This is a genomic window from Massilia sp. BSC265 (assembly GCF_000740675.1).
In the GTDB taxonomy this organism is placed as follows: domain Bacteria; phylum Pseudomonadota; class Gammaproteobacteria; order Burkholderiales; family Burkholderiaceae_D; genus Telluria.
On record NZ_JPXI01000038.1, the window covers coordinates 1 to 21,225 of the forward strand.

16 protein-coding genes and 2 pseudogenes are annotated in these 21,225 nt (G+C 70.5%); 9 read left to right on the forward strand and 9 right to left on the reverse strand.

The features are described 5' to 3' along the window. Together MA09_RS18705 and MA09_RS18710 are read right to left on the reverse strand one after the other, a co-directional pair. Positions 1–183: pseudogene (locus MA09_RS18705) on the reverse strand (peptidase M28); the annotation flags it as partial. A gap of 78 nt (positions 184–261) precedes the next feature. After that, complete coding sequence (locus MA09_RS18710) at positions 262–1,401, reverse strand: metallophosphoesterase (protein ID WP_373887856.1); 1,140 nt, start codon at positions 1,399–1,401, stop codon at positions 262–264. A 200-nt stretch (positions 1,402–1,601) separates the two neighbouring features. Between MA09_RS18710 and MA09_RS23825 the strand changes: the two genes are divergently transcribed. The 5 genes from MA09_RS23825 (at position 1,602) to MA09_RS18740 (ending at position 7,560) form a co-directional block, all read left to right on the forward strand. Further along, positions 1,602–2,105, forward strand: a complete 504-nt coding sequence (locus tag MA09_RS23825) for a glycine zipper domain-containing protein (protein ID WP_051933590.1) — start codon at positions 1,602–1,604, stop codon at positions 2,103–2,105. Positions 2,106–2,218: 113 nt separating this feature from the next. Then, positions 2,219–3,178 (forward strand): serine/threonine-protein kinase, encoded by a 960-nt coding sequence (locus MA09_RS18725; protein WP_036251914.1) that lies wholly within the window; start codon positions 2,219–2,221, stop codon positions 3,176–3,178. After that, a complete protein-coding gene (locus tag MA09_RS18730) occupies positions 3,175–5,508 on the forward strand; it encodes an FtsW/RodA/SpoVE family cell cycle protein (RefSeq protein ID WP_036251916.1) in 2,334 nt (777 codons plus the stop codon). The genes MA09_RS18725 and MA09_RS18730 overlap by 4 nt, the downstream gene beginning before the upstream one ends. Continuing rightward, positions 5,469–7,064 carry a hypothetical protein gene (locus MA09_RS18735; RefSeq protein ID WP_036251918.1) on the forward strand — a complete coding sequence of 532 codons (1,596 nt, stop codon included), beginning with the start codon at positions 5,469–5,471 and terminating at the stop codon, positions 7,062–7,064. Before MA09_RS18730 ends, MA09_RS18735 begins: the two co-directional genes overlap by 40 nt. A 7-nt stretch (positions 7,065–7,071) precedes the next feature. Next, positions 7,072–7,560, forward strand: coding sequence for an SH3 domain-containing protein (locus tag MA09_RS18740; protein WP_036251921.1), 489 nt, complete (start codon positions 7,072–7,074; stop codon positions 7,558–7,560). Here MA09_RS18740 and MA09_RS18745 read toward each other — a convergent pair. Continuing rightward, positions 7,546–8,013, reverse strand: a complete 468-nt coding sequence (locus tag MA09_RS18745; protein ID WP_036251922.1) for a GNAT family N-acetyltransferase — start codon at positions 8,011–8,013, stop codon at positions 7,546–7,548. The genes MA09_RS18740 and MA09_RS18745 overlap by 15 nt on opposite strands. 109 nt (positions 8,014–8,122) lie before the next feature. Between MA09_RS18745 and MA09_RS18750 the strand changes: the two genes are divergently transcribed. The 4 genes from MA09_RS18750 (at position 8,123) to MA09_RS18765 (ending at position 13,407) form a co-directional block, all read left to right on the forward strand. Continuing rightward, positions 8,123–9,412 (forward strand): MFS transporter, encoded by a 1,290-nt coding sequence (locus MA09_RS18750; protein WP_229440780.1) that lies wholly within the window; start codon positions 8,123–8,125, stop codon positions 9,410–9,412. Between the two features lie 96 nt (positions 9,413–9,508). Next, the gene (locus MA09_RS18755; RefSeq protein ID WP_051933591.1) at positions 9,509–10,507 is read left to right on the forward strand and encodes a PP2C family serine/threonine-protein phosphatase; all 999 of its coding nucleotides are present in this window, start codon (positions 9,509–9,511) and stop codon (positions 10,505–10,507) included. A gap of 110 nt (positions 10,508–10,617) precedes the next feature. Then, entirely contained in the window at positions 10,618–12,204 is a 1,587-nt protein-coding gene (locus MA09_RS18760) for an FHA domain-containing protein (protein WP_152594710.1), read from the forward strand. Positions 12,205–12,510: 306 nt separating this feature from the next. Next, on the forward strand, positions 12,511–13,407 hold the full coding sequence (locus tag MA09_RS18765; RefSeq protein WP_036251924.1) for a lipid-binding SYLF domain-containing protein: 897 nt from the start codon (positions 12,511–12,513) through the stop codon (positions 13,405–13,407). A gap of 37 nt (positions 13,408–13,444) precedes the next feature. Here MA09_RS18765 and MA09_RS24250 read toward each other — a convergent pair. The 6 genes and pseudogenes from MA09_RS24250 to MA09_RS18795 form a co-directional block, all read right to left on the reverse strand. Beyond that, positions 13,445–13,672 (reverse strand): annotated as a pseudogene (locus tag MA09_RS24250) (integrase core domain-containing protein); the annotation flags it as partial. Between the two features lie 191 nt (positions 13,673–13,863). Further along, positions 13,864–14,820, reverse strand: a complete 957-nt coding sequence (locus MA09_RS18775; protein ID WP_081897683.1) for a pirin family protein — start codon at positions 14,818–14,820, stop codon at positions 13,864–13,866. Between the two features lie 77 nt (positions 14,821–14,897). Then, a complete protein-coding gene (locus MA09_RS18780; protein WP_036251987.1) occupies positions 14,898–17,129 on the reverse strand; it encodes a bifunctional serine/threonine-protein kinase/formylglycine-generating enzyme family protein in 2,232 nt (743 codons plus the stop codon). A gap of 19 nt (positions 17,130–17,148) precedes the next feature. After that, positions 17,149–19,077, reverse strand: a complete 1,929-nt coding sequence (locus MA09_RS18785) for a hypothetical protein (protein WP_036251929.1) — start codon at positions 19,075–19,077, stop codon at positions 17,149–17,151. Between the two features lie 61 nt (positions 19,078–19,138). Next, entirely contained in the window at positions 19,139–20,143 is a 1,005-nt protein-coding gene (locus MA09_RS18790) for a hypothetical protein (RefSeq protein ID WP_036251932.1), read from the reverse strand. Next, entirely contained in the window at positions 20,140–21,225 is a 1,086-nt protein-coding gene (locus MA09_RS18795) for a hypothetical protein (protein ID WP_036251934.1), read from the reverse strand. Before MA09_RS18795 ends, MA09_RS18790 begins: the two co-directional genes overlap by 4 nt.

Below are 21,225 nucleotides of genomic sequence, written 5' to 3' on the forward strand. Positions count from 1 at the left end.
CGGGCCGATCAGGTCGGTCATGTCCGCCATGCGCTCCCAGGCGTAATCGCTCTGCATCGCCGTATCGCGGATCTTCGCGAGCGCGGCAGGATCGTTGCCGGGGCTGGCTGCCAGGGCTGCGCCGCTGACTAGCGAAGCAGCGAGAACGGTCAGGACAGGGAAACTGCGGATGCTGCGGTTCATGCGTCGAATCCTTCTTCAGTTCAAGGGATCCCAACGATAGCGCATCCGAGAAATTTTTGGTACGAAATGTTGGCGTCTTTACACCGCCGGAACCAGGCGCACCAGGGTGATCTCCGAGGGCGCCCCGAAGCGCTTGGGCGGGCCCCAGTAGCCGGTGCCGCGGCTGATATACACCCACATGTCGCGCACCCGGTGCAGGCCGGCAACGAAGGGCTGCTGTAGCGGCACGAACAGGTTCCATGGAAAGAACTGCCCGCCGTGGGTATGTCCGGACAGCTGCAGGTGAAAGCCGGCTTCGGCCGCTGCCGGCGCGCTGCGCGGCTGGTGTGCCAGCAGGATGCGCACGTCCGCCTGCTCGCCGGCCATGCCCGCGGCAGCGCGCGGGTCGCTCTTGTGTCCCGGATGAAAATGGTGGGCGGTATAGTCGGGCACGCCGGCAATCATGATGGTGGCGTCGTCGCGGTGTCGCAGCACGTGCTGGTTCAGCAGCACGGTCAGGCCCAGCCGGCGCACCTCGGCAATCCACTCGTCCGCTCCAGAATAGTATTCGTGGTTACCGGTGACAAAGAACACCCCGTCGCGGGCCGCCAGGCGCGCAAGCGGCTGGGTATGCAGGCCCAGGCGGTGCACGCTGCCGTCCACCAGGTCGCCGGTGATGGCGATGGCGTCGGCGCCCAGCTTGTTGACCCGGTTGACAATGGCGTTCAGGTAGGGACGCTTGATGGTCGGGCCGACGTGGATGTCCGATACCTGGGCAATGGCATAGCCGTGCAGGCTGGGGGGCAGGTTGGCGATCGGCACCTCGACCTTTTTAACCCGCGCCAGGCGGCGCGCGTTGACGAAGCCGAGTACGGTCACCGCCAGCGCCACCAGCGGCACTGCGGCCGCGCTGCCGCGGACGAATTCCGGACTCATCTGGCCGATCAGGCGCAAGACCAGCAGCACCAGGTCGCGCGCCAGGGTCGTCACCAGCAGCGAGGAAAAGAATCCCATCGACAGCAGGCCCAGCCAGGCCACCAGTTCCGACCAGCGGCGCCGGCGCAGCGAGGCCGACATCAGCCCGACCGGCACCAGCACGGTCAGCGATACCAGCAAGAGCACGCTGACCACGTTGAACGGCACGCCCATTGCCAGGTCAGGCAGCAGGCGCATGCCGATGTATACCTGCAGCAAAACCAGCAGGGACAAGGTAGTGGCGAAAGATCGGTTCACGGGCAAGCTCGGGACGTCAACGGTAACAGTGCTTAGATGGGGCGGGGCCGCCCCTCTGCAAGGGCCGCATTCCATGTGTCGACTGGATGTCCGTTTGTAATAATCTGTATTAACGCGTGGCGGCGGAGGTGCGCAAGCCTATAGTTCGTCCCACGCCCCGCGTTGTTCCGATCATCCTGATCTCCGCTGAGGCACGAGGAAAAACCATGTTGACATCTAAAATTGTTGGTGCGGTGGTCCTGGCCGCGGTTGCCGTCTCCCCAGCGGCAATGGCAGACGACCGTGGTGTGAATACTGCAATCGGCGCCGTCGTCGGCGCGGCCATCGGCCACAGCGCCGGCGGCTCGGGCGGCGCCCTGGTGGGCGGCGTGCTGGGCGCGGCGGTGGGCAACTCGATCTCGACCCGCGACGACCGCCGTCATTACGACAACCGCCATTACGGATATCACGACAATCGCGGTTACGGCTACGGCTATGTCCAGCCGCGCCCCGTGTACGTCCAGCCGCGCCCGGTCTACGTGCAGCCGCGCCCGGTGTATGTCCAGCCGCGCCCGGTGTATGTCCAGCCGCGCCCGGTCTACGTCGAGCGCCGCGACTGGGACCGCCATGACCGCCGTGACTGGGACCGCCACGATCGCCATGAGCGTCGTGACTGGGACCGCGGTGACCGCCGCGATTGGGACCGCGGCGACCGCTGGGATCGTCGCTAAACGAAACAACCGCGCATTGCGCGGTTTTTTTTCGCCCATCGGTTCTTTCATCCTTTCTCCCTCCCCCCGCTTGCGCTCCGCGAGGGCGCACGGCGCCAGTCTCGGAGGCGGGCATGGTCCAGCAAGGCACAATCGTTCATCTGGCACACGGCCAGTACCGGCTGCTCGAGCCGCTCGGCGGCTCGGCCTACGGCGTCGTGTGGCGCGCCGATGCGCCGGGCGGCAGCGTGGCCCTCAAGCTGGTCAACACGGCGCAAATGGCGCGCGCTCCCGGCGAGCTGCGCCGCCACTGGATCGAGGCCGCCCGCGCCGAAGAAGATTTCCTGTCGCGCCTGGCACCCTGGGATGGCCGCCACATCGTGCGCCTGCTCGACAGCGGCAGCATCGATGGCCTGCCGGCGATGGCGCTCGAGTTGCTCGACGGCGACCTGGCCACGCAGGTCAAGGTGCTGCGTGCCACCGCCCGCCCCCCCGGCGCCCTGCAGGCGCTCGACTGGATCGCCCAAGTCAACCAGGCGCTGGCCAAGGTGCACGCGGCGGGCTTCCGCTACCTCGACCTGAAGCCCGGCAACTTGCTCATCGACCGCCGCACCTCGACCCTGAAGCTGGCCGACTTCGGCACCTGCCGTGCGCTGGCCGGCGCGCCCGCGCATACCTACGCCGGCACCGCCAGTTGGCAGGCGCCGGAGCAGTTCTTCCCGCAGGCGCCCAACCAGTACCTCACCGACCCGCGCAGCGACTATTTTGCGCTGGGCGCCCTGCTCTACTGGCTGGTGTGCGGACGGATGCTGCGCTACGGCAGCGCCTGCGGGCAGGTCTACGCGGCGCACGGGCGCGAGGGCGCCGCAGTCCTGCGCCACGCGCACCGCGGCATTCCCCCGACGCTCTACCCCGACGAAGCAGCCGGTTTCGCACACGCCTTCGGCCCGGCCGGGCCGCGGGCGGGCGCCCTGCTGAACAGCCTGCTCGCCGTCACGCCCGCGGAGCGCCCCGCGCACGCCCTGGAGATCAGCCGCATGCTGGACAGCATCCGCGCCGGCATGGCGCAGCCGGCCATGGCGGGGGCCGCGTGAGGCCGCATTTGTCCTGCGCGGCACTCGCCCTGGCCTGCGTATGCGTCCTGCAATTCCTCGCCGTGTTGCTGGCGCCGCCGCGCCACCTGCCGGAGACGGTAACGCTGCGCCTCGCCCCCGGCGAATCGCTCACGCTCGGCTACGCGGAACTCGCCGCGCCGCGCGCCACCGCCCGCCAGTTTTCGGTACGGCGCGATGCCGACGGCCGCTGGTGGATGCGAAATAGCAACCCGGCCCAGGCCGCCGTCCTCGTGCGCGGCGAGGAACGCCTGCACACGGGCAGCCTGGCGCTCGCCGCCGGCCAGCGGCTGCAGGCCGGCGTCGCAGTCTTCGAGGTCGTCGCGGCGAGCGGGAGCCGCACGGTCCTGCGCGAGGGCCGCCATACCTGGGAATTCGACGGCGCACTCCTGCGGCGCGACGGCAAGCCCCAGGCCGTCTGTCCGGATGCGGGGATGGCGGCACGCCTCTCGGGATTCTGGAACCGGATCGCCCCGACTGCCCTCGCCTTCCGGCGTCCGCTCGCTTTCGGCGGCCACCTCTACTGTGGGAACCGGCTGGCCGTCCCCGGCCTGGACACCGGCAAGCTCTTGCTGGCCCAGGACGCCGCCGGACAACCCGTGCTGCAGGTGCGCGGAACCCAGCCGGTCCTGCTGCGGGACGGCGGCCGCTGGACGGACGTCGCCCGGCGCGAGCACGCGCTCGACGCCGTCGAGGAGATCGCGGTCGGCCGTACCCGCTTTGCCGTCGCTGTCGGCAGCGATGCCCTGCGCCTGCAGCCCGCACGCGAAGTTGCCTTGTTTGCCGAGCCGAAGGCCGAGCTTCCGGCCGGCGTGCAATGGGAGTGGGGCGAGCGCTCGCTGTGGCGCTTCCCGGCGCCATCCACGCTGGCCTGGTGGGCCGGTTTCGGCGTGTTCCTGCTGGCCGCCATCGCTGGGGTTCGCCTGGCCGGTCCCGCAAGGAGCGTGACGGATTGGACGAAGCTCCTCCTGTCCTGCGCCATCCCTGCCGTCGCCGTGCTGCTGCTCTCGATGCAGCGTCTCGGGACGCCCCCCGGCACCGGCTGGACCCTGATCCTGGCCTGGGCCGCGCTGTGGCATGCGCTGCTCTGGCCGCGGCGCCTGCCCCTGCTCGGGGCGGTCGCCGTGCTCCTGCTCGGCGCCGGCCTGCTGGTACAGCTGGAACTGGGAATCGGGGCGCGCGACAGTTCCTGGTTGCGCCATGTGGAAACCAGCAGCGTGCTGCTTGCGGCCGGCCTGCCGCTCGCGCTGCTGCTCCTGGGCGGGGTAGCCCGCGGCACGCTCTCGCGTCCGGCGACCGAATGGCTGCTGATCGCGCTCGCAATCAGCGCACTGGCCGGCCTGGTCCTGCAGGTCGCCTTCGGCGACGAGACCGGCGTGTTCGAGGTGCAGCCGGTCGAATTCGCCAAGCTGGCCCTGGCCGCGCTGAGCGCGCACTGCCTGGCGCTGGCGACCGGGAGCGCCGGCGGCCGGCGCAGCTGGCGCGACCGGCTGCGCATGCTGGCCCCCATCCTGCTGTTCGTGCTGCTCCTGGGCGTCGCGCTGGTGCAGGTGGACGACTACTCGCCGCTGATCCTGCTGCTGGTGTGGGGGGCCGCCACGTTCCTGGCCTGGTGCCTTGCCACCGGCCGGCGGCTGCAGGCGGCGCTCGCGGCCGGCCTGTGCTGCGCATTGCTGGGCGGCGCGCTGGCCCTGCAGTCGCTCGGGGCGGGCCTGTCCGGCAGCTTCTACGCCGATCGCTTCCAGGTCTGGGCCGACCCGACCGCCCATCCGCACACGGGCCAGCAGTTGCTGCTCGGCGCACGCGCCGTCGCGGGCGGCGGCTGGCTGGGCGCGGACGGCATGCTCGGACTTGCTTCACTCGGTGCCACGGCAGGCGACGCATTGAGAATCCCGGCCGTGCAGGACGACTTCGCCCCTTCCTTCCTGCTCAACCGCCACGGCCTGCTCGGCGCCCTGGCACTGTGGGCGCTGCAGGCGGTCCTGCTGGCCAGCCTGCTGCATGCCGCCGCCACGGCATGGCGAGGTGCGGCCAGTGCCGGCGACTTCCGGCGCGCCTGGCTCGGACGCTTCCAGTACTTCCTGCTGGCCGGCGGCGCGGCCTTCCTGGGCGGCCACTTCCTGCTGTCCTGGGGTACCAACCTGGCGCTGTTTCCCATTATGGGCCAGCCGATGAGTTTCCTGTCGAGCGGCGGCTCGCACCTGCTGTTTTTCATCTGCCCCCTGCTAGCGTTCGGCGTGGCGAGCATTCAATCTTTCGAGGAGAATCCATCATGCCGGTCTACGTCCAACACGAAATCCTGGCCAAAGTAGGGGATGTGTTCAATGCCGAGGCGCTGTGGCAGGCCCCTGGCCTGGCCCTGTTCTCGCGCCGCCCCTTGCTGCGCGACCTGCTGGAGCGCTCGCCGCGCGAACAGCGCGGGCGCGCCGCCACCCGCTGCTTTTCCCACGTCACCCTGATGCTGCCCCAGGACGAGGTCGACGACGACCGCCACCTGACGCGCGGCGCGCGCGTGCGCGACCTGGCCCAGTCGCTGGCGGCCCTGCACCAGAAGGATTTCGGCGACCTGCTCGGCGGCGACGAGGTGCGCTACCACGTGGTCGGGAACGACGCGGTGGCAAGCGGCGAGGTCAAGGTGAAGTTCGGCCACGCAGTCTACCTGCCCGCCCCCGGCGAACAGCTGCTGTACACGGTCGCGGCCTCGCGCGACAGCGCCATCTGGCAGCCGGTGTGCGCGGTCTATCCGAACCAGCGCCTCACCCTGGTCGGCCAGGACGAAGCCGCCGCCACGTTCGCGGTGCCGGGCTGGCCTTTCGGCGCGGACGGCGGCATCCTCCTGATCAACGACGGGGCGGACAGCGAGATGGAAGTGCAGGTGCGTCCCAAGGACAGCCTCGACTGCCGGTTCGACGCGGCCAACGGCTACTACGTCATCCGCAGCAACAGGAAGGGGAACAGCGCGAGCGGCGACAGCGCCGGCCAGCGCCTGCTCCTGAAAATCAGCCGGGCCGGCGCGCCCGCACGCGCAGTGACGGCGACAATGGCGACAATGGCGGCGAAGGCGCCGAGCGCCGTGCCGCCGCGTACCCCCTCGGTATGGAAAGCGCGCGCCGCCACCGCTGCGGAGAACGAGCTGACCGCGATGCCGCTCGCCGCCGGCCCGATGCCTGCCGCCCTGCCGCTGCCGCCGGAAAACGACGCCACCTACGCCCCGGTCGCACGCCACCGCATCACCCTGGCCGCGCTCGCGCTGCCGCGCCTGAGCCGCTACCGCGACACCGGCGCCGCCACGCTCGAGATCGGCCTGGACAGCGGCCTGGCGCCCGCCGCGCCGGGCAAGGACAGCGTGATCCGCTTTGCGGTGGACGACGCCGACGAAGTGCATGCGATCACCGCCGCCGGCCGCCAGAAGGTAGCGGTGCCGTCGCAGTTCGCCCCGCTCGACGGCGCCAGCGTGCATCTGCACGCGGTGCCGCCCCAGATGGCGGACCGCTACGCGGCGCTGCTCGCGCTGCCGCAAGGCTTGGCGCAGCCGGCGGCGGCCGGGACCCGCCTGGTGTTCGGGCGCGGCATGCCGGCACTGGCCGGCTTGCGGGTGCTCGATGCCCCCGCTTTCCTGCGCCACCTCGACGGCAGCGCGGCGGCCAGCGCCGACCGCCTCGGCCTGTCGCGCAATGCTTTCGGCTGGGAAGCCACAGGCGAAGGCCTGCGCATCGTGCGCCTGTCCGAGACCCAGGCCCTGTTCCACCTCGATGGCGCGCTGCGGCTGGTGGCGCACATCACGGATGCCACGGAGGAGCAGCCCTACCTGGTCCCGTCCGGGCACCACCTGGTCGCCGGCCACTACGTACTGCGCTTCGACGCCTGAACCCGCCATGTCGTCCGCCACCACCTTTGCCGCCCTTGCCGCCCTTGCCGCATATTGCGCCGGCCTGCTGCTGACCCTGTGCCTGGCGGCCCGGCTGACGCCGCGCACCTGGTGGCGCCAAGCGAATGCGCGCGCCCTGGCGGTGCTGGTGTGCGGGACCGCGCTGCTGGGAGGATTGCTGCACGCCGTGTTCGGGCCGGATGCGGCGCCGGGTACGGCCATGCCGGCGATGACATTGCCCGAGGAGGCGCCGGTCGCGGGCGCGCAGTACCGCGTACGCGAGCACCTGAACCTGCGCGCGCATACCGGCATCAACGCCCGCCGCCTGGCCGTGGTGCCGGCCGGGGCGCAGGTGACGGCCACCGGCCGGCGCCGCGGCGACTGGTGGCAGGTCAGTGCCGTGGTGGACGACCGCCGGATCGATGGCTGGGCCAGCAGCCTGTGGCTGCGGCGCGCCGACGAAGGCGCGCCGCCCCCAGGCTCAGCTGTCCTCTGAGCCGGCGAGGCGCATCGGATTGAAGTACAGGCCCTTGGCGCACTGGGTCGGGCCGACGCGCACGAAACCGAAGGCCTCGTACACCGGCACCGCGAAGTTCGAAGAGTTCACCGTGAAGCTGCCGTCGCCGCCCGCCCGGACCGCCGCTTCGCGCGCGGCGTCCCACAGCGCGCGCGCCACGCCGCGCCGGTGCCAGCGCTTGCCGACGAACAGGTGGAACAGGTGGCTGCGGTCGCGCACCGCGACGAAGCCGGCCACCTGGCCGTCGATGAGCGCTACGTGATAGACATGCCCGCGCGCGAGGAAGCCGCGCACGCCCATCTCGTCGTTTTCGGCGAGGAAGGTCGATGCGCCCTCGGGCGGCGATTCGTGCACGATGTACTCGCGCGCCAGTTCGCGCAGCAGGGCAGCTACGGCTGGGATGTCCGCGGCCACGAGCGGTCGGATCAACATGTCTATCGCGGCAAATGTGTTTTGGGAACGCCACAATATCACAGAACACACTTTCCATACGGCAATTTTATTGACCGTGAGCAGTGCAGCCACCTACACTGTCCGGACCATGCCAGACTCCAGCACGAGCGCCCCTTCCAGTATCGACGCCAGCATCGGCAGCAGCGCTCCGTCCGGCCCCGCGGCCCGGCGCCGCAAGGTGCCGCTGGCCCGACCGCTGCGCCATGCCCGCTTTCGCAACATCTGGCTGGCCAACATGGTGTCGAACATGGGCACCTGGATCCAGACCTTTGCCTCGGCCTGGCTGGTGGCTTCGCTCTCCGGCTCGGCCGCCATCACCTCGCTGGTCCAGACGGCGACTTATGTCCCGGTTTTCCTGTTCGCCCTGCTGGCAGGCGTGGTGGCGGACGCCGTGCACCGGCCCAAGTTCCTGTTCTACTGCAACCTGTACATGGCCTTGTGCGCCACCACCATGGCCCTGCTGGTGGGCACGGGACGGGTGGCCGCCACCCCGGTGCTGGTCCTGACCTTCTGCCTCGGCATCGGCACCGCCTTCATCTGGCCAGCCTGGCAGGCCGCCATGTCGGGACTGGTGGAAGCGGAAGAAGTGGAAGCCGCGGCCACCCTCAACAACCTCTCCTACAACCTGTCGGCCATCATCGGCCCGGCCCTGGGCGGCGTGCTGTTCGGCTGGATCGGACCTGGCGCACTGTTCCTGGCCAATGCCTTGTCCTTCGCCGGCCTGCTCGCCGTGTACTGGACGTGGTGGCGCGAACGCACGCCGCAGCCCGCCCCGCGCGAAGGCTTCCGCGAGCGCTTCGTGCTCGGCTTCAAGACAGCCTTCGGCTGCGCGCGCTACCGCCGCATCCTGCGCAACGTCTGCTCGGTGTTCTTCGCGACCATCGCCTTCGCCAGCCTGTTGCCGGTGTTCGTGCGCGACGTGCTGCGCATGCAGTCCGGCACCTACGGCACCCTGATGGGCTGCCTGGGCGGCGGCGCCGTACTGGCCGCGTTCTTCCTGCCGCAACTGCGCGCCCGGGTCGACAAGACCGGCGTGCTGGCCGGTGCCCTGGCGATCTATGGCAGCATGCTGGTGGCGATGTGCATCAGCCGTTCGCTGCTCGTGCTGGCGCCCCTGATCCTGTGCGGCGGCATGGCCTGGTCGGCCACGGTGTCGACCCTGAACGCCGCGGCCCAGCTGTCCTTCCCGGCCGAGATCCGCGCCCGCACGCTGTCGATCTACCTGTTCGTCATGTCCGGCGGCTACGCGGCGGGCAGCCTGTTCTGGGGCCAGGTGGCCGACCGCTTCGGGGTACGCTTCGCCCTGGGCGCCGCCGGAGCCTGCGTATTGGCCAATGCGCTCATGCTGGTGACGGGAAGCCGCAGGAACCTCCTCTGAGACTACCCTGATTTCCCTTGTAATTTCCCTTCTCTTCGCGCCTTCGGCGGACCTTGTTCAGGTGTAAAGTATCAGGATTGCCATGCCAATCCGTCTATGCTGCCCGAATCCGACATCCTGTGCACCTTCCATTTCGCCCCGCGCTACGAGGTGGCCGTTGCCAGCCGCCGCGGCAGCGGCCCCGTGCAGCGCCCCGAGAACCAGGACAATTTCGTCGTCATCGACTTCGCCGGCCAGGCCAGCCACCTGCTCGACCAGGAACTGCGGCGCACGCCAGTTCGCGGCTGGCCCGCGGGCCACGGCCGGGTGGCGGTGCTGGACGGGATGGGCGGACATGGCCACGGGCGCGAGGCGGCCGAGGCGGTCGCCGCCGGCCTGCTCGCGCTTCCCCCCTGCCGCACGCCGGCCGAGCTGGGGCGCCACCTCGACGTGCTGCACGCCGGGCTGCAGCGCCGTTTCGCCTCCGGGTCCGGCGCACGGCCCGGCACTACCCTGACCATGCTGGAGCTGCCGGAAGGCGGCGAGCCCCTGCTCTACCACGTGGGCGACTCGCGCCTGTACGAGATCGACCCGGCGCACGCAATGCCGCTCACCGTCGACCACGTGCCGGCCACCGTCGCGGCCCTGGCCGGCCGGATCGACGAAGCTGGATGGTGGCGCCAGGTGCACGGCGCGCATGCGCCGCAGATCGCGCAGGCATTCATCCTCGGCAATGCCTTCAGCAACCCCTTCCAGCTCTCGGCCCCGCTGTTCGAACTGACGCCGCTGAACCTGCCGTCATGGCTGTGCCCCCTGCCGGACCGCCGCGTGCTGCGCCTGCGTGAAGACGCCTGCTACCTGCTGGCGACCGATGGCTTCTGGTCCTGCGCCGCGCCCGACCGCTTCGTCGGCCAATGGCCGGGGCTGCTGGCCGGCGCCCCCGATGCCGCGGCCATGGTCGGGCGCCTGTTCGAGGCCCTCGACGCCTCGCCGCCGGATGGCCTGCATCCCGACAACCTGACCGCGCTGATGTTGCGCCCCATGTTGCGTCACATGCCGGCAGCGGCCGGCGGCCACCTGGACGAAACCGCGCTGCCGGCGGACACCCAGGATTGAAACATTCCCGACAGAAAATAATGTTGCTAATCAAGGAATGCGGCGCGCCGCTGGGCAGGAAAAGGGCGTAAGCTAGCAATGTTGTCGAACATGATCGCCGCCATCATCCCATGAACCGCTGCCGCCATCCCGAACATCCGCATTGCACCGTCTGGGTCATGCCAGGCGAGCTGGTGTGCGCGCACGGCCACGTCCAGCCGCCTTCCGCTTCGGGTATGCCGGCCGCCGTTTCCAGCGCCGGCCTGCCCTCGAGCTTCGAGGCGATCAGTGCCCTGCGCGCCCAGCGTCCCCAAGGGCTTGCGCCGGCGCCCACCCAGGCCGCCCAGGTAGCGGCGGCCGCCCAGGCCGCCAGTGGCGGCTTGGGCCGCCCGCAACTGCATATCAGCGGCTTCGATCCGCGCGCAGCCGGCGGCCGCCAGGCCATCAAGCTGGAGCTGCGCGGCATGCCGATGGATTGCGCGGCCGAGCTACGCGTGCTGGTGCGCTCCTGCCTGCGCCTGCGTGACGGTGAAAGCTATGCGTTCCAGCGCACCTCGCGCGGCGACTGGCGCCCGGTGTTCCTGGAATTCTCGTCGCGCGGCCTCGAGCACGGCCAGTACCGCATCGACATCGAACTGCACAGCCGCCATCCGCAGCAGCTGGGCGCCGCCCGCACCTGGACCTGCTCGCCGGTGATCCTGGTCCCGCGCCTCGACGCCAGCCTGGGCGAGATCCACCAAACCTTCCTTGCCACCCACAAGAATGTGCGCGTGACGGCCGACGATGCCGGCATCGCACGGGTACAGGCGCCCGGCGGCGGCAGCCTCGACATCGACGTCACTGCGCGCGACGGCTCGATCGCCCAGCTCGACATCCGCGATCCGCGCGACGGCGGCGGCAAGGTCGACCTGGGCTTTTCGACCATCGCCTGGGACGAAGACCTGATCGAGATCGACGTGCCCTTGGCGCCCGCCGGCCATCCCTGCCCGGCCAGCACGGCCTGCCTGGTCCATGCCGAGCCGGACTCGAGCCTCCAGCGCCACCTGCGCCTGTTCGCGCTCGACGAATGCGTGCTCGGGCGCTTCGAATGGAGCGATCCGGAAGCCGACCTGCTCCTGGCGCACCACGGCGAGCATGGCGAAGAGCGCGGCGGGCTGACGCGCCGCCTGTCGGGCCGCCATGCGATCATCCGCCCGGGGCGCCATGGCTTCGAGATCGAGGACGTGTCGCGCTACGGTGTCCTGCTCGACGGGGTCTGGCCGGGCAAGCACGCGCCGGTTCCGCTGCGCCTCGGCATGCGGATTTCGCTGACCGCCAGCATCCGTGGCGTGGTCGAACTGGAAGTGACGGCCCTGCTGCCGCACGGCGTGATCCTGCACCGCACCGATGCAGGCGCACAGGCGGAAGCCTTCTGCATCCTTGCCCCCGAAACCCATCCGGGGCGGTGCGAGCTCCAGGCCCGCCCGCGCGCCGCCGGCATGCCGCTGCTGTTCCACCGCGGCGGCGGTTTCTGGCACCTCGATCCGCTCACAGGCAGCGAGACGCCCCTGGCGCCGGGCCTCGCCCTGGACCGCTTGCCGGGCATGGGACTGCAGCAACGCTTCGCCGCCCGTCCTTATCCGGAGATAAGCGCTGAAGCGCACGCAACAGCGCGCGTACAAGCCGCCCGCAGCGGCGAGCGCCGGCCTGCACAGCCCGCTGCCTGGCTCGGCAACTGAGCAGCTGCGGCCGAGGCCTCAACCGCCCGGCGGGCGCAAGAGCAGGAAGACCAGCGAAGTACCGGCCAGCAGCGCGGCCTGCAGCGCGAAGACGATGACCGGGATCTTCAAGTGTTCTGGAATTTTCATGGCGCGTCCTTTCCTTGGCGTTTCAGGAAAACCCGTTCGGGAAATCCGAGTTTACGCCTGCGGCCCGAGACGCTGCGCCCTGTAGCCTGCAATCAATCCCCTCCAGCCTGCAAGCATGCGCCGCCGCTCGCGCCATCAGGCTACGCTAGAGGAAACCATTGATTCGAGAGCATACCCATGACAAGCACAAGCCTGATCCAGCTCCACGGCACGGCCATCGCCCTGCTGCTGGCCGTTACATCCCCCGGCGCCGCCGCCCAGACGGCCTCGCAGACGGACAACCCGCAAGGCGGGCGCCAGACCACCACGAAGGTCGTCCCGCAGGAACGCACCGGACCGACCACGGTACAGGAGCGCACCAACCCGACCAGCGGCCAGCCGGGCATTGCCGAGGAAGGGAGCCATGCGTCGGATGCCACCACCCACCTCAACCGCGCGATCGCCGTGCTCCACCAGATGGAGCGCAACCGCGAAGTCGCAGCGCGGCTCCATCGATCGAAAGGCGTGTTCATCGTGCCGGATTCGGTGCGCGTCGCGGTCGGCGTCGGCGCCCGCGGCGGCGCCGGCGTGCTGTTGGTCCGGCGCGCGGACGGCTGGGGGACGCCGGCCTTCTACAACATGGCCGGGGTCACCCTCGGCGCGCAACTGGGCGCCGAAGGGGGCGGGATGGCCTTCATCCTCAACGACCAGAAGGCCCTGAACGGCTTCATGCAAGATAACAAGTTTTCGCTGAATACCGAGGCCGGACTCACCGTCGTGGACTGGTCCAAGCGCGGCGAAGGGTCGCTCGGCTGGGGCGACATCACCGCCTGGTCCGATACCGAAGGCCTGTTCGGCGGCGCGAACATCGCCATCACCGACGTCCGCTTCGACGCCGCCGAGACCGCCGCCTACTACCGCAAGCCGGTGACGCCGCGCGACGTCGTGGCGGGCCGGGTCAGCAATCCGCGCGCGGTCGAACTGCGCACGGCGCTGGCCGACACCGGCACCGCCGCCGGCGCCGCCGGCCACGGCGGCAGCAGCGACAGCAAGACCCGCAGCGGCGACAGCGACATGCGTCCTACCCGGCGCTGAGAAGTAGACCGGCGCGGGCATTGTTCTGCATGTCGGCTCAGCTGTGAAGTTGCAAGAGGTTGTTGCGGCTGGTTGAGAGCCTGGACATCGGTGCTCTGCCGCCGATGGCCTGGTGTGGGCGATGCCAGTTGTAATGATGATTCCACTGGCGGAGCATATCGGTGCGCTCGTCGGAGCGCTTGTACACGAAGCCGTAAGCCCATTCTCGCAGCGCAGACTGGATAAAGCGCTCGGCTTTGCCGTTGGTCTGCGGTCGATAGGGTCGCTGGCCCGGCGCGCCGCTTCGCTGGCCCTGATGCGCGAAGCGGAAGGCTACATGGCCGAAACCGAGGTCGCCGCGGACGGCAGCGTGCTGCTGATCGAGCACCAGCTGGCAGGTGCGCGCCGCTGCGCCTACCGCCTTGAACCCTTGGGCGAATCTTCACCTGGCGCCTGCACCCGGGATCTCTCCGGGACCTAGCCGGGCGTGTCTGCCGACATGCCCGGCTGGCCGCCGGCACCCTGGGGGCGCTCCTCACGCGCTTCGCCATGCTTCCAGGCGGCCGGCCAGGCCGGCAGCGGGATGCGCTCGGCGTCGCCCGGCACGGGCACGAAGGCATCCGCTTCCCAGTCGCGCGCAGCCTGCTCGATGCGCTCGCGGCTCGAGGACACGAAATTCCAGAAGATGTAGCGGCGCCCGTCCAGCGGCTCGCCGCCGATCAGCACGAAACGTGCACCCGCGCTGGACGAGACCCGCACCGGCATGCCCGGCTCGACCATCGCCATAGTATTCGGCGGGATCGCTTCGCCGTCGACCTCGATGGCGCCGATCGGCGCGTACACGGCGCTTTCCTCCGGCAGGTCGCCGAGCTCGATGGACTCACCCGGCGCCAGCTGCACGTCCAGGTAGAGCGTGGTGCTGAAGGTGGGCACCGGCGAGATATGGCCGAAGGCGCTGCCGACCAGCACGCGTACGGTCGCGCCTTCGAACCCGACTTCGGGAATCTGGTCCGCCGGGGTGTGCGAGAAGGCGGCCGGAGCCTCCTCGTGTTCGCGCGGCAGCGCCGCCCACAACTGCAGGCCGTGGGTGCGGCGCACCCGGTCGAGCAGGTCTTCCGGGGTGCGCTCGGAATGGACGATGCCGCTGCCGGCCGTCATCCAGTTGACCGCACCCGGCTCGATGCGCTGCTCGGTGCCGAGGCTGTCGCGGTGCATGATGGCGCCCTCGAACAGGTAAGTCACCGTCGCCAGCCCGATGTGCGGGTGCGGACGGACGTCGTGGCACGCGCCGCGCTGCGCTTCCACCGGCCCCATGTGGTCGAAGAACAGGAAGGGACCGACCGACTGGCGTGCCGCCGCCGGCAGGATGCGCCGGACCGTGAAGCCGCCGCCGAGGTCCTTGTCATGCGATTTGAACAGGTGGGCAATGGGCATGACGACTCCTCCGTGGTTGACCGATGCGCTTACTGTACACCATTCGCCCTTCGATGCGGCCCGGCCGGAAGACCGGTTCACATCAGCTCGCGCACCACGCGGAAGCCCACGATGTCGTTCGACAAGACGCTGGAAAAGCCGTTGCGCAGGGCCGATCGCAGATAGCGCGGGTTGTACAGCCAGGAACCGCCGCGCAGGATGCGGCGATGCTGGTCGCCGCCCGTTTCCCAGGCGCTGCCGTCGAGCGGCGCACCTTCGTAGTTGTCGTGGACGACGTCCTGCACCCACTCCCACACGTTGCCATGCATGTCGTACAGTCCCCATGGATTGGCCGGGAACATGCCGCACGGGGTGGTGCCGTGGCGGCAGGCGCCGCGCGCACCGCCGTTGTAGGTGAAGCTGCCGTCGTAGTTGGCCTGGTCGGGGCGGATGGTGTCGCCGAAACTGAAGGCGGTGCGGGTGCCGGCACGGCAGGCATACTCCCACTCCGCCTCGCTCGGCAGGCGGTAGCGCTGGCCGGTGGCTTCCGACAGCCACTCCAGGTAGCGCTGCGCGTCGTGCCAGGTGACGCCCACCACCGGATGCGCATCGGTCTGCGGAAAGCCCGGTTCTTGCCAGTTCACCTCGCCCTGCGGCTCCCAGCCGCTGGCCTGCACGAACACGCGCCACTCGCCCACCGTGACCGGGTAGCGGCCCATCGCGAAGGGCCGCTCGATGCCGACCCAGCGCTGCGGCGTCTCGCGCTCCAGCCACCGCTTCTGCGCGCCCGCCGCCATCGCGATCTTGCGCTCGTGTTCGTGTGAGCCCATCTGGAAACGCCCGGTCGGGATCAGGACCAGCGAAGGTCCGCTGCCCGCGCCATCCGGGAACGGATCGCACAGCACGCCGTCGCCATCGGCGACCGGGCCGGCGGACGTCGGGGTCAAGCGCCGCAGCTCGCTTGCCGTGCGCGCCGCCTGCAGTTCGCGCGCGCGCTTCTGCTCCGCCAGGTAGGCCGCCGCGGCCCTGGCCTGCGCCGCCTTGCGCTGGGCTTCCTCCTGCGCCAGGCGCGCCTTGGCGACTTCTTCTTCGCGCCTGGCCAGCAGCTGCCGGCGCAGGGCCTCCTTGCGCGCCGCCCGCGCCTCTTCCTGGGCCGCGCGCTCGCGGCGCTGCTGCTCGCGGCGCTGGCCCTCTGCCAGGGCGCGGGCCGCTGCCCTGGCCTGCTCTTCGGCTTGACGCCGTAGCGCCAGCTCGCGTTCGCGGCGCTCCTGCTCGGCACGCGCGGACGCTTCCCGCGCGGCGAGTTCTTCCGGCGACGGGCCCGCCGCATTGCGCAGCTTCTCCAGCAGGGCGCGTACGGTCGCCGGCCGTTCTGAGGGCTCGGGTGCGAAGCCAGCGCGCAGCGCTTCCCACTGATGCGGCTTCAAGCCTTGCGGCGGCGGCGCCGGGTCGGGCGGCAGCGCGCCGTCCAGCATCTGGTAGATCATCATCGACACGGCGTAGACGTCCAGCGTCGGCGCAGGCTGGCCCTGCCGGCTGCCGGCTTCGGGCGCGCGGTAGCCGGGGGTGCCGGAGGTGTTCGGGACATCGAGCGCGACATTACCGCCACCGGTGCCGCTGCCGGCGCTGCCGGTGCCCCGGGCGCGCGCCGCGATGCCGAAGTCAAGCAGTTTCACCTCGCCGCGCCTGGTCACGAACACGTTCCCGGGCTTGATATCGCGGTGCACCAGGCCATGCCTGTCCCAGGCGTAGTCGAGGGCGCCTGCTACCGGCTCGAGCAGCGCCAGCACGCGTTCGAAAGGCAGCCGGCCCTCGCGCGCCAGCAGGCTGTCGAGGTCTTCGCCCTCCAGGCACTCCATGATGAGAAAGAAGCTGCCGGTGGCCGGGTCCTGCGCCCACTCGTAGACGCGCACGATGTGCTCGTGCGCCAGGCGGCGTGCGCGCGTCGCTTCCTGGATCAGGAGCCTGGACTGCAGGGTGGATTGCGTCAGCTGCGGCGGCAGGATCTTCAGCGCCACCTGGGCGCTGTGGCCCAGCTCCGCGTGGGTGGCCAGGTCGATCGCCTGCCACACCTGGCCCATGCCGCCGTGCGCGATCAGGCGCTCGAGCCGGTAACGGCGGTTCTGCGGGCCGACTTCCTGGCCGGCCATCAGGCCGATCTCGGTGCCGGGACGTGACCGTTCCGCAGGAGGTTCTTCCAGCACCGCCTGCGCGGGCAGGTAGGCCGCGTCCAGGATCGCATTCTTGCGCAGGTCGAATTCGGCATGGCTCAGCAGGCCATCCTCGTGCAGGGCACGCAATTCGCGGATCTTGTCGATGGCGGTCTGCATCGCTTCGGTCACGCCGCCCTCAACGCGGGATCGCCGCGCCGCAAGCGGCACAAAAGTGGTCGTCGTCGCGCGCCGGATGACCGTGGGCGCAGCGGCGGTTTGCCGCTGCCTGCGTCGCCAGCAATGCGACCTGGTGGCGGCGGTCGCGGTCCACCTCCAGCTCGCGCCGCGCCTGCTCGTCGCGCACCAGCTGCAGCGCTTCGCGCGAGGTCAGCTTGCCTTCGCCCGCCAGCCCCGACAATGCAGCCAGCTGGCCGGCGTCCATGCTCGCGTGGACCCGGGTCTTCATGAAGTCGCCCAACACCGCCGCGTTCGGCGCCGCGGCCAGGGCCAGCTTGGCCGTGTCGTCCATCGCGCCGAATACCTCGAGGCGGCGCAGTTCGAGCGCATGGCGGCGTTCCTCCGCGTCGAGCTGCACGTCCTGCATGGCGCGTGCCTGGCGGGCGTCGAGTTCGATGGTGCGGGCAAGCTTGTCCTGCTGCTGCCCGGTGCGGGTGGACTCGATGCGCTGGCGCGCCTGCTCGTCTTCCCATTCCTGCAGGCGCTCGGCCTCGCGCCGGCGCGCCGCGTTCGCAAGCAGCAGGCTCTGGTGGCGGGCAAGGTGCTCCTGCTCGTCGATCTCGCCGGCACGCCGTGCCGCGTCTTCCTCGCTCGCGCGCAGGCGCCTCAGTTCCGCCTGCCTGCGGGCGGCATCCTCGATCAGTGCGGCCTGTTCGATCTTGTGGCGGATCTGCTGCTGCAGCAGCTGTTGCGAAAAGCGCTGGCGCGCAATCGCCTGCGCCTGCCGGGCGTCCTGCTGGGCCACCTCGAGCTCGCTGCGCATCCGCACCTGGGCCAGGGCGCGCAGGTGCTTCCATTCCTGGGCCTCATCAAGACGGCGCGCGCCCTTCTTGGCCAGCTCGTGCTCCAGCTCTGCCAGCACGTCGCCGGCGCCGCGCTCCAGCGCCTGCTTGCGCGAGCCGGCGTCGAGGATGCGCGCATACAGTTCGATCTGGCGCGCACGCACCGCATGGGCCCGGTCGGCGCCCTGCAGCGACAGCTCGGCGCGCGCGATGGCGTCGTCCTGGCGCAGCTCACGCTCGCGCTGGCGCACGCGCGCGGCCTGTTCGGCGCGGCGCAGGCGCTGCCATTCCTCGGCGTCGTAGAGGTCGTCGAGGTGCTTCGCATGCTCGATCTGCACGTGGCGTTCGTCGGCGGCCAGCCACAGGCTGCCGACCCTGGCGCGGTGGGCGTCGTACTTGTCGTGGCGCAGCTCGACCGTGTCGACCTTGACCACCGCCAGCCCGTACTCGGCCAGCAGCAGCTTGAGCCCGGACTGCAGGCGCTCGTCGAGCTGCTCGCGCAAGTCGCGGTTGCCGGCCATCTCGCGGATCGAACGCGCACCGACGAATTCCCCGGCCAGCTGGCGCACCGGCGCCGCCAACAGCTCGCGCAGCTCGTCGCTGCCGATCGTGCCGGGCATCGTCATGAAGTGGCGCGCGAAGGCCGGCACGTTTTCGATGCGCAGGCTGACCGTCAAGCGTGCGCTGACCGCCAGTTGCTCGGAGGTGGCGACGTCGTCGAACCGGAACTCGACCGGCAGCGCGCCGGTGCGGGTGACCAGGATCTCGGCGTGCTGGTCGCGCAGCAGGTGGTTCAGGCGGGTGAAGAAACCTTCGATCTCGTACTCGCCCTGCGGCACCTCGGTGGCATGCATGCCCTGCAGGATGTAGGCACGCGCGGTGGCCGGCACGCGCAGCGTCTTGACGAACACGCCCGAGAGCTCGCGCACGCCGAAGAACACGGCCAGCTCGTCGGGGCCCGCGACCCAGCGGTTCTCGCGCAGGACCGGCACGTTGCGCGGCGCGCCCAGGATCAGGCCGCAGCCGCCGCAATACCGCGCATCGCCGCCATGCTTGCGCTCGCAGCGCGGGCAACTGGCGCCTCCCGATCCGAACATCTGGAACATATCCGACTCCGTTTCTTCCAATGCAACATCACCCGGCGATTCTAGCGCAGCCGGGCGCGATTCAAATGATCCCGATCCTGTCCACGCATGCCAGGCTCGCGCCGCGCGTCCGGAGCTGCTCGCGCCACCCCGGGGGGAGCCGCGTTTCCCAGGCGCGCGGCACCAGGATGCGGTCGCCCGGCGCCGCTTCGCGGGCCAGCAGCGCGCATTTCGGTTCGACGCCCGCGACCGTATCGACGCGCCCCGCATGCCAGGCCGAGGACTGGCCGGTGGCCAGCACCCGGCCGCGCGCCAGGAATTCGCGCCCACGCGCCATGCGGTCGGCCATCACCAGGGCCAGCTCGAACGAGCCGCCCTGGAAGCGCTCCTCGGCGAAGCGCACCGTGGTGCGCCACTGGCCCATCCCGCGGCCGTCGAAGTGGCGGGCGCCGGCCAGTACGGCACGCACCCTTGCCTGCAGGGCGGCATCGACGCCGGGCGCGGTGATGCTCGCTTCCTCCTCGCCTTCGTGGGGCGACGGCCGCACGCTGACCTCTACCCAGCACAGGCGGTCGCCGGCGCCGCCGCTATACAGCGGGAACCAGGCGCGCGCCGCCGAGACGCCCGCGGCCGGGTCGGGATGCCCGGTCAGGGCACCGAGGTGGGGCAGGCCGCCCTCCCCGCCGGCGAGCACGCCGACCGGCACCTGGCGCAGGCCGTGGCCGTCGATGCGTCCCAGCTGCCAGGCATCGGACCAGCCGTTCGCCACCACCCGGTTGTGCAACTGCAACTGCGGCTGCCATAGGCCGCGCACCATGCGGTCCGCCAGCACGCAGGCCAGCTCCCAGTCGCGACTGCCCGGCGCCGGAACCCTGTCGAGGCTCAGCACCACCTGCTCGCGGCTGTCGAAGCGCGGCTCGGTATGGCGCGCCAGGCGCACCACTTCCTGCATCCGCCCTGCGAGTTCGGGCGCGTCCGGAACGCTGCACTTGACATCGGCGCGCCCGCCGCGCGGGCGTACGCTGGCGGTCACGGTCAACAGCGAGCCATCGGGTGCGATGCTGCAGACAGTCACCGGCGCTTTCATGCTGCGTCTCCCATCGCGCTTTCCCTCCCGGGCTCGCGGCGCGCCGCGCAGTCGCATGCGAGGTTGGCCGCGATGCGGTCGGCCTCCTCCAGCAGCACCGGCAGCATCGGCGCAGCGGCGAGCTTCATCCGGGCCAGCAGCGCCCACGCCTCGTCCAGCGCAGCCACGGCGCGCATGCTGTGGCGTGCGCGGCGCCGCTGTTCGGCGGCCGCCAGCGGCTGGCCGGGCGCGGCCAGCGCCAATGCCGGCATGGTGCCCACCGACAGGCTGACCAGGTCGAGCCGGCGCAGCAGCTCCTGGTGGCGGCGGAATATGGCGCAATCGGCCGGCAGCACGGCGAGGCGCAGGCCGCACATCACGCCGGGCAGTTCCAGGAACAGCCGGCGCAGCGCCTTGGCATCTTCGCGCACCGCGTCGAAGGCGTCCTGCTGCGCCGCGGATGCGGAGGGCGAGACCGGCTGCAGGGCGGGCTGCGAGGTGGCTTGCAGGATGGGCTGTGCAGCGAGCCTGGCCGCCAGCAGCGCCGCCAGGTCGCGCGACGCGCCGAGGTCGACCGGCACGCAGTCGTCCACCATCACGCCGAAGCGCGTGTACAGCAACTGGTTGAAACCGGTACGGAAGGCATTCCACTCCTCGAAGCTGGTGCAAGGCGGCAGCTCGAGGTTGCCCTGGGCCAGTTCGCGTTGCAGCGCAGCCTGCAATGCCGCCACAAAAGCGTCCAGCGCCACCCGTTCCTCCCCTTCGCTGGCGAGGAACAAGTCGAAGCGCTGCTGCACTTCGCGCGGGTCCGGCGCGTCGATGGCAAAGCGCACCCGCAGGCCGATTTCCGGCGCCGCGGCAAAGGGTGCCAGCTCGCACCCGTAGGGCCCGGGGTGGACGCACCAGGCGGTCTCGCCGTCCAGGATGGCGACGCGCGCGCCTTCGCTCAGGCGCCGGGTATGGCCCTCCCGGTTCGCCAGCACGGCAAGATTCCCGGCCGGCACCGTGCAGCCCTTGGCCAGCGGCAGCGCGATGAAGGCTGCGCCCAGGCCGGCAAGATCGGGCGGCGGCTGGCGGAACGGACGTTTGAACAGGTTCAGCAT

Excerpts from the sequence above, each read along its gene's own strand:
- MA09_RS18765 (WP_036251924.1), top strand. The coding sequence starts at position 12,511 with ATGACAAGCACAAGCCTGATCCAGCTCCACGGCACGGCCATCGCCCTG.
- MA09_RS18780 (WP_036251987.1), bottom strand. The coding sequence starts at position 17,129 with ATGCAGACCGCCATCGACAAGATCCGCGAATTGCGTGCCCTGCACGAG.
- MA09_RS18755 (WP_051933591.1), top strand. The coding sequence starts at position 9,509 with ATGCTGCCCGAATCCGACATCCTGTGCACCTTCCATTTCGCCCCGCGC.
- MA09_RS18795 (WP_036251934.1), bottom strand. The coding sequence starts at position 21,225 with ATGCTGAACCTGTTCAAACGTCCGTTCCGCCAGCCGCCGCCCGATCTT.
- MA09_RS18790 (WP_036251932.1), bottom strand. The coding sequence starts at position 20,143 with ATGAAAGCGCCGGTGACTGTCTGCAGCATCGCACCCGATGGCTCGCTG.
- MA09_RS18740 (WP_036251921.1), top strand. The coding sequence starts at position 7,072 with ATGTCGTCCGCCACCACCTTTGCCGCCCTTGCCGCCCTTGCCGCATAT.
- MA09_RS18745 (WP_036251922.1), bottom strand. The coding sequence starts at position 8,013 with ATGTTGATCCGACCGCTCGTGGCCGCGGACATCCCAGCCGTAGCTGCC.
- MA09_RS18725 (WP_036251914.1), top strand. The coding sequence starts at position 2,219 with ATGGTCCAGCAAGGCACAATCGTTCATCTGGCACACGGCCAGTACCGG.
- MA09_RS18775 (WP_081897683.1), bottom strand. The coding sequence starts at position 14,820 with ATGCCCATTGCCCACCTGTTCAAATCGCATGACAAGGACCTCGGCGGC.
- MA09_RS18735 (WP_036251918.1), top strand. The coding sequence starts at position 5,469 with ATGCCGGTCTACGTCCAACACGAAATCCTGGCCAAAGTAGGGGATGTG.
- MA09_RS23825 (WP_051933590.1), top strand. The coding sequence starts at position 1,602 with ATGTTGACATCTAAAATTGTTGGTGCGGTGGTCCTGGCCGCGGTTGCC.
- MA09_RS18750 (WP_229440780.1), top strand. The coding sequence starts at position 8,123 with ATGCCAGACTCCAGCACGAGCGCCCCTTCCAGTATCGACGCCAGCATC.
- MA09_RS18760 (WP_152594710.1), top strand. The coding sequence starts at position 10,618 with ATGAACCGCTGCCGCCATCCCGAACATCCGCATTGCACCGTCTGGGTC.
- MA09_RS18785 (WP_036251929.1), bottom strand. The coding sequence starts at position 19,077 with ATGTTCCAGATGTTCGGATCGGGAGGCGCCAGTTGCCCGCGCTGCGAG.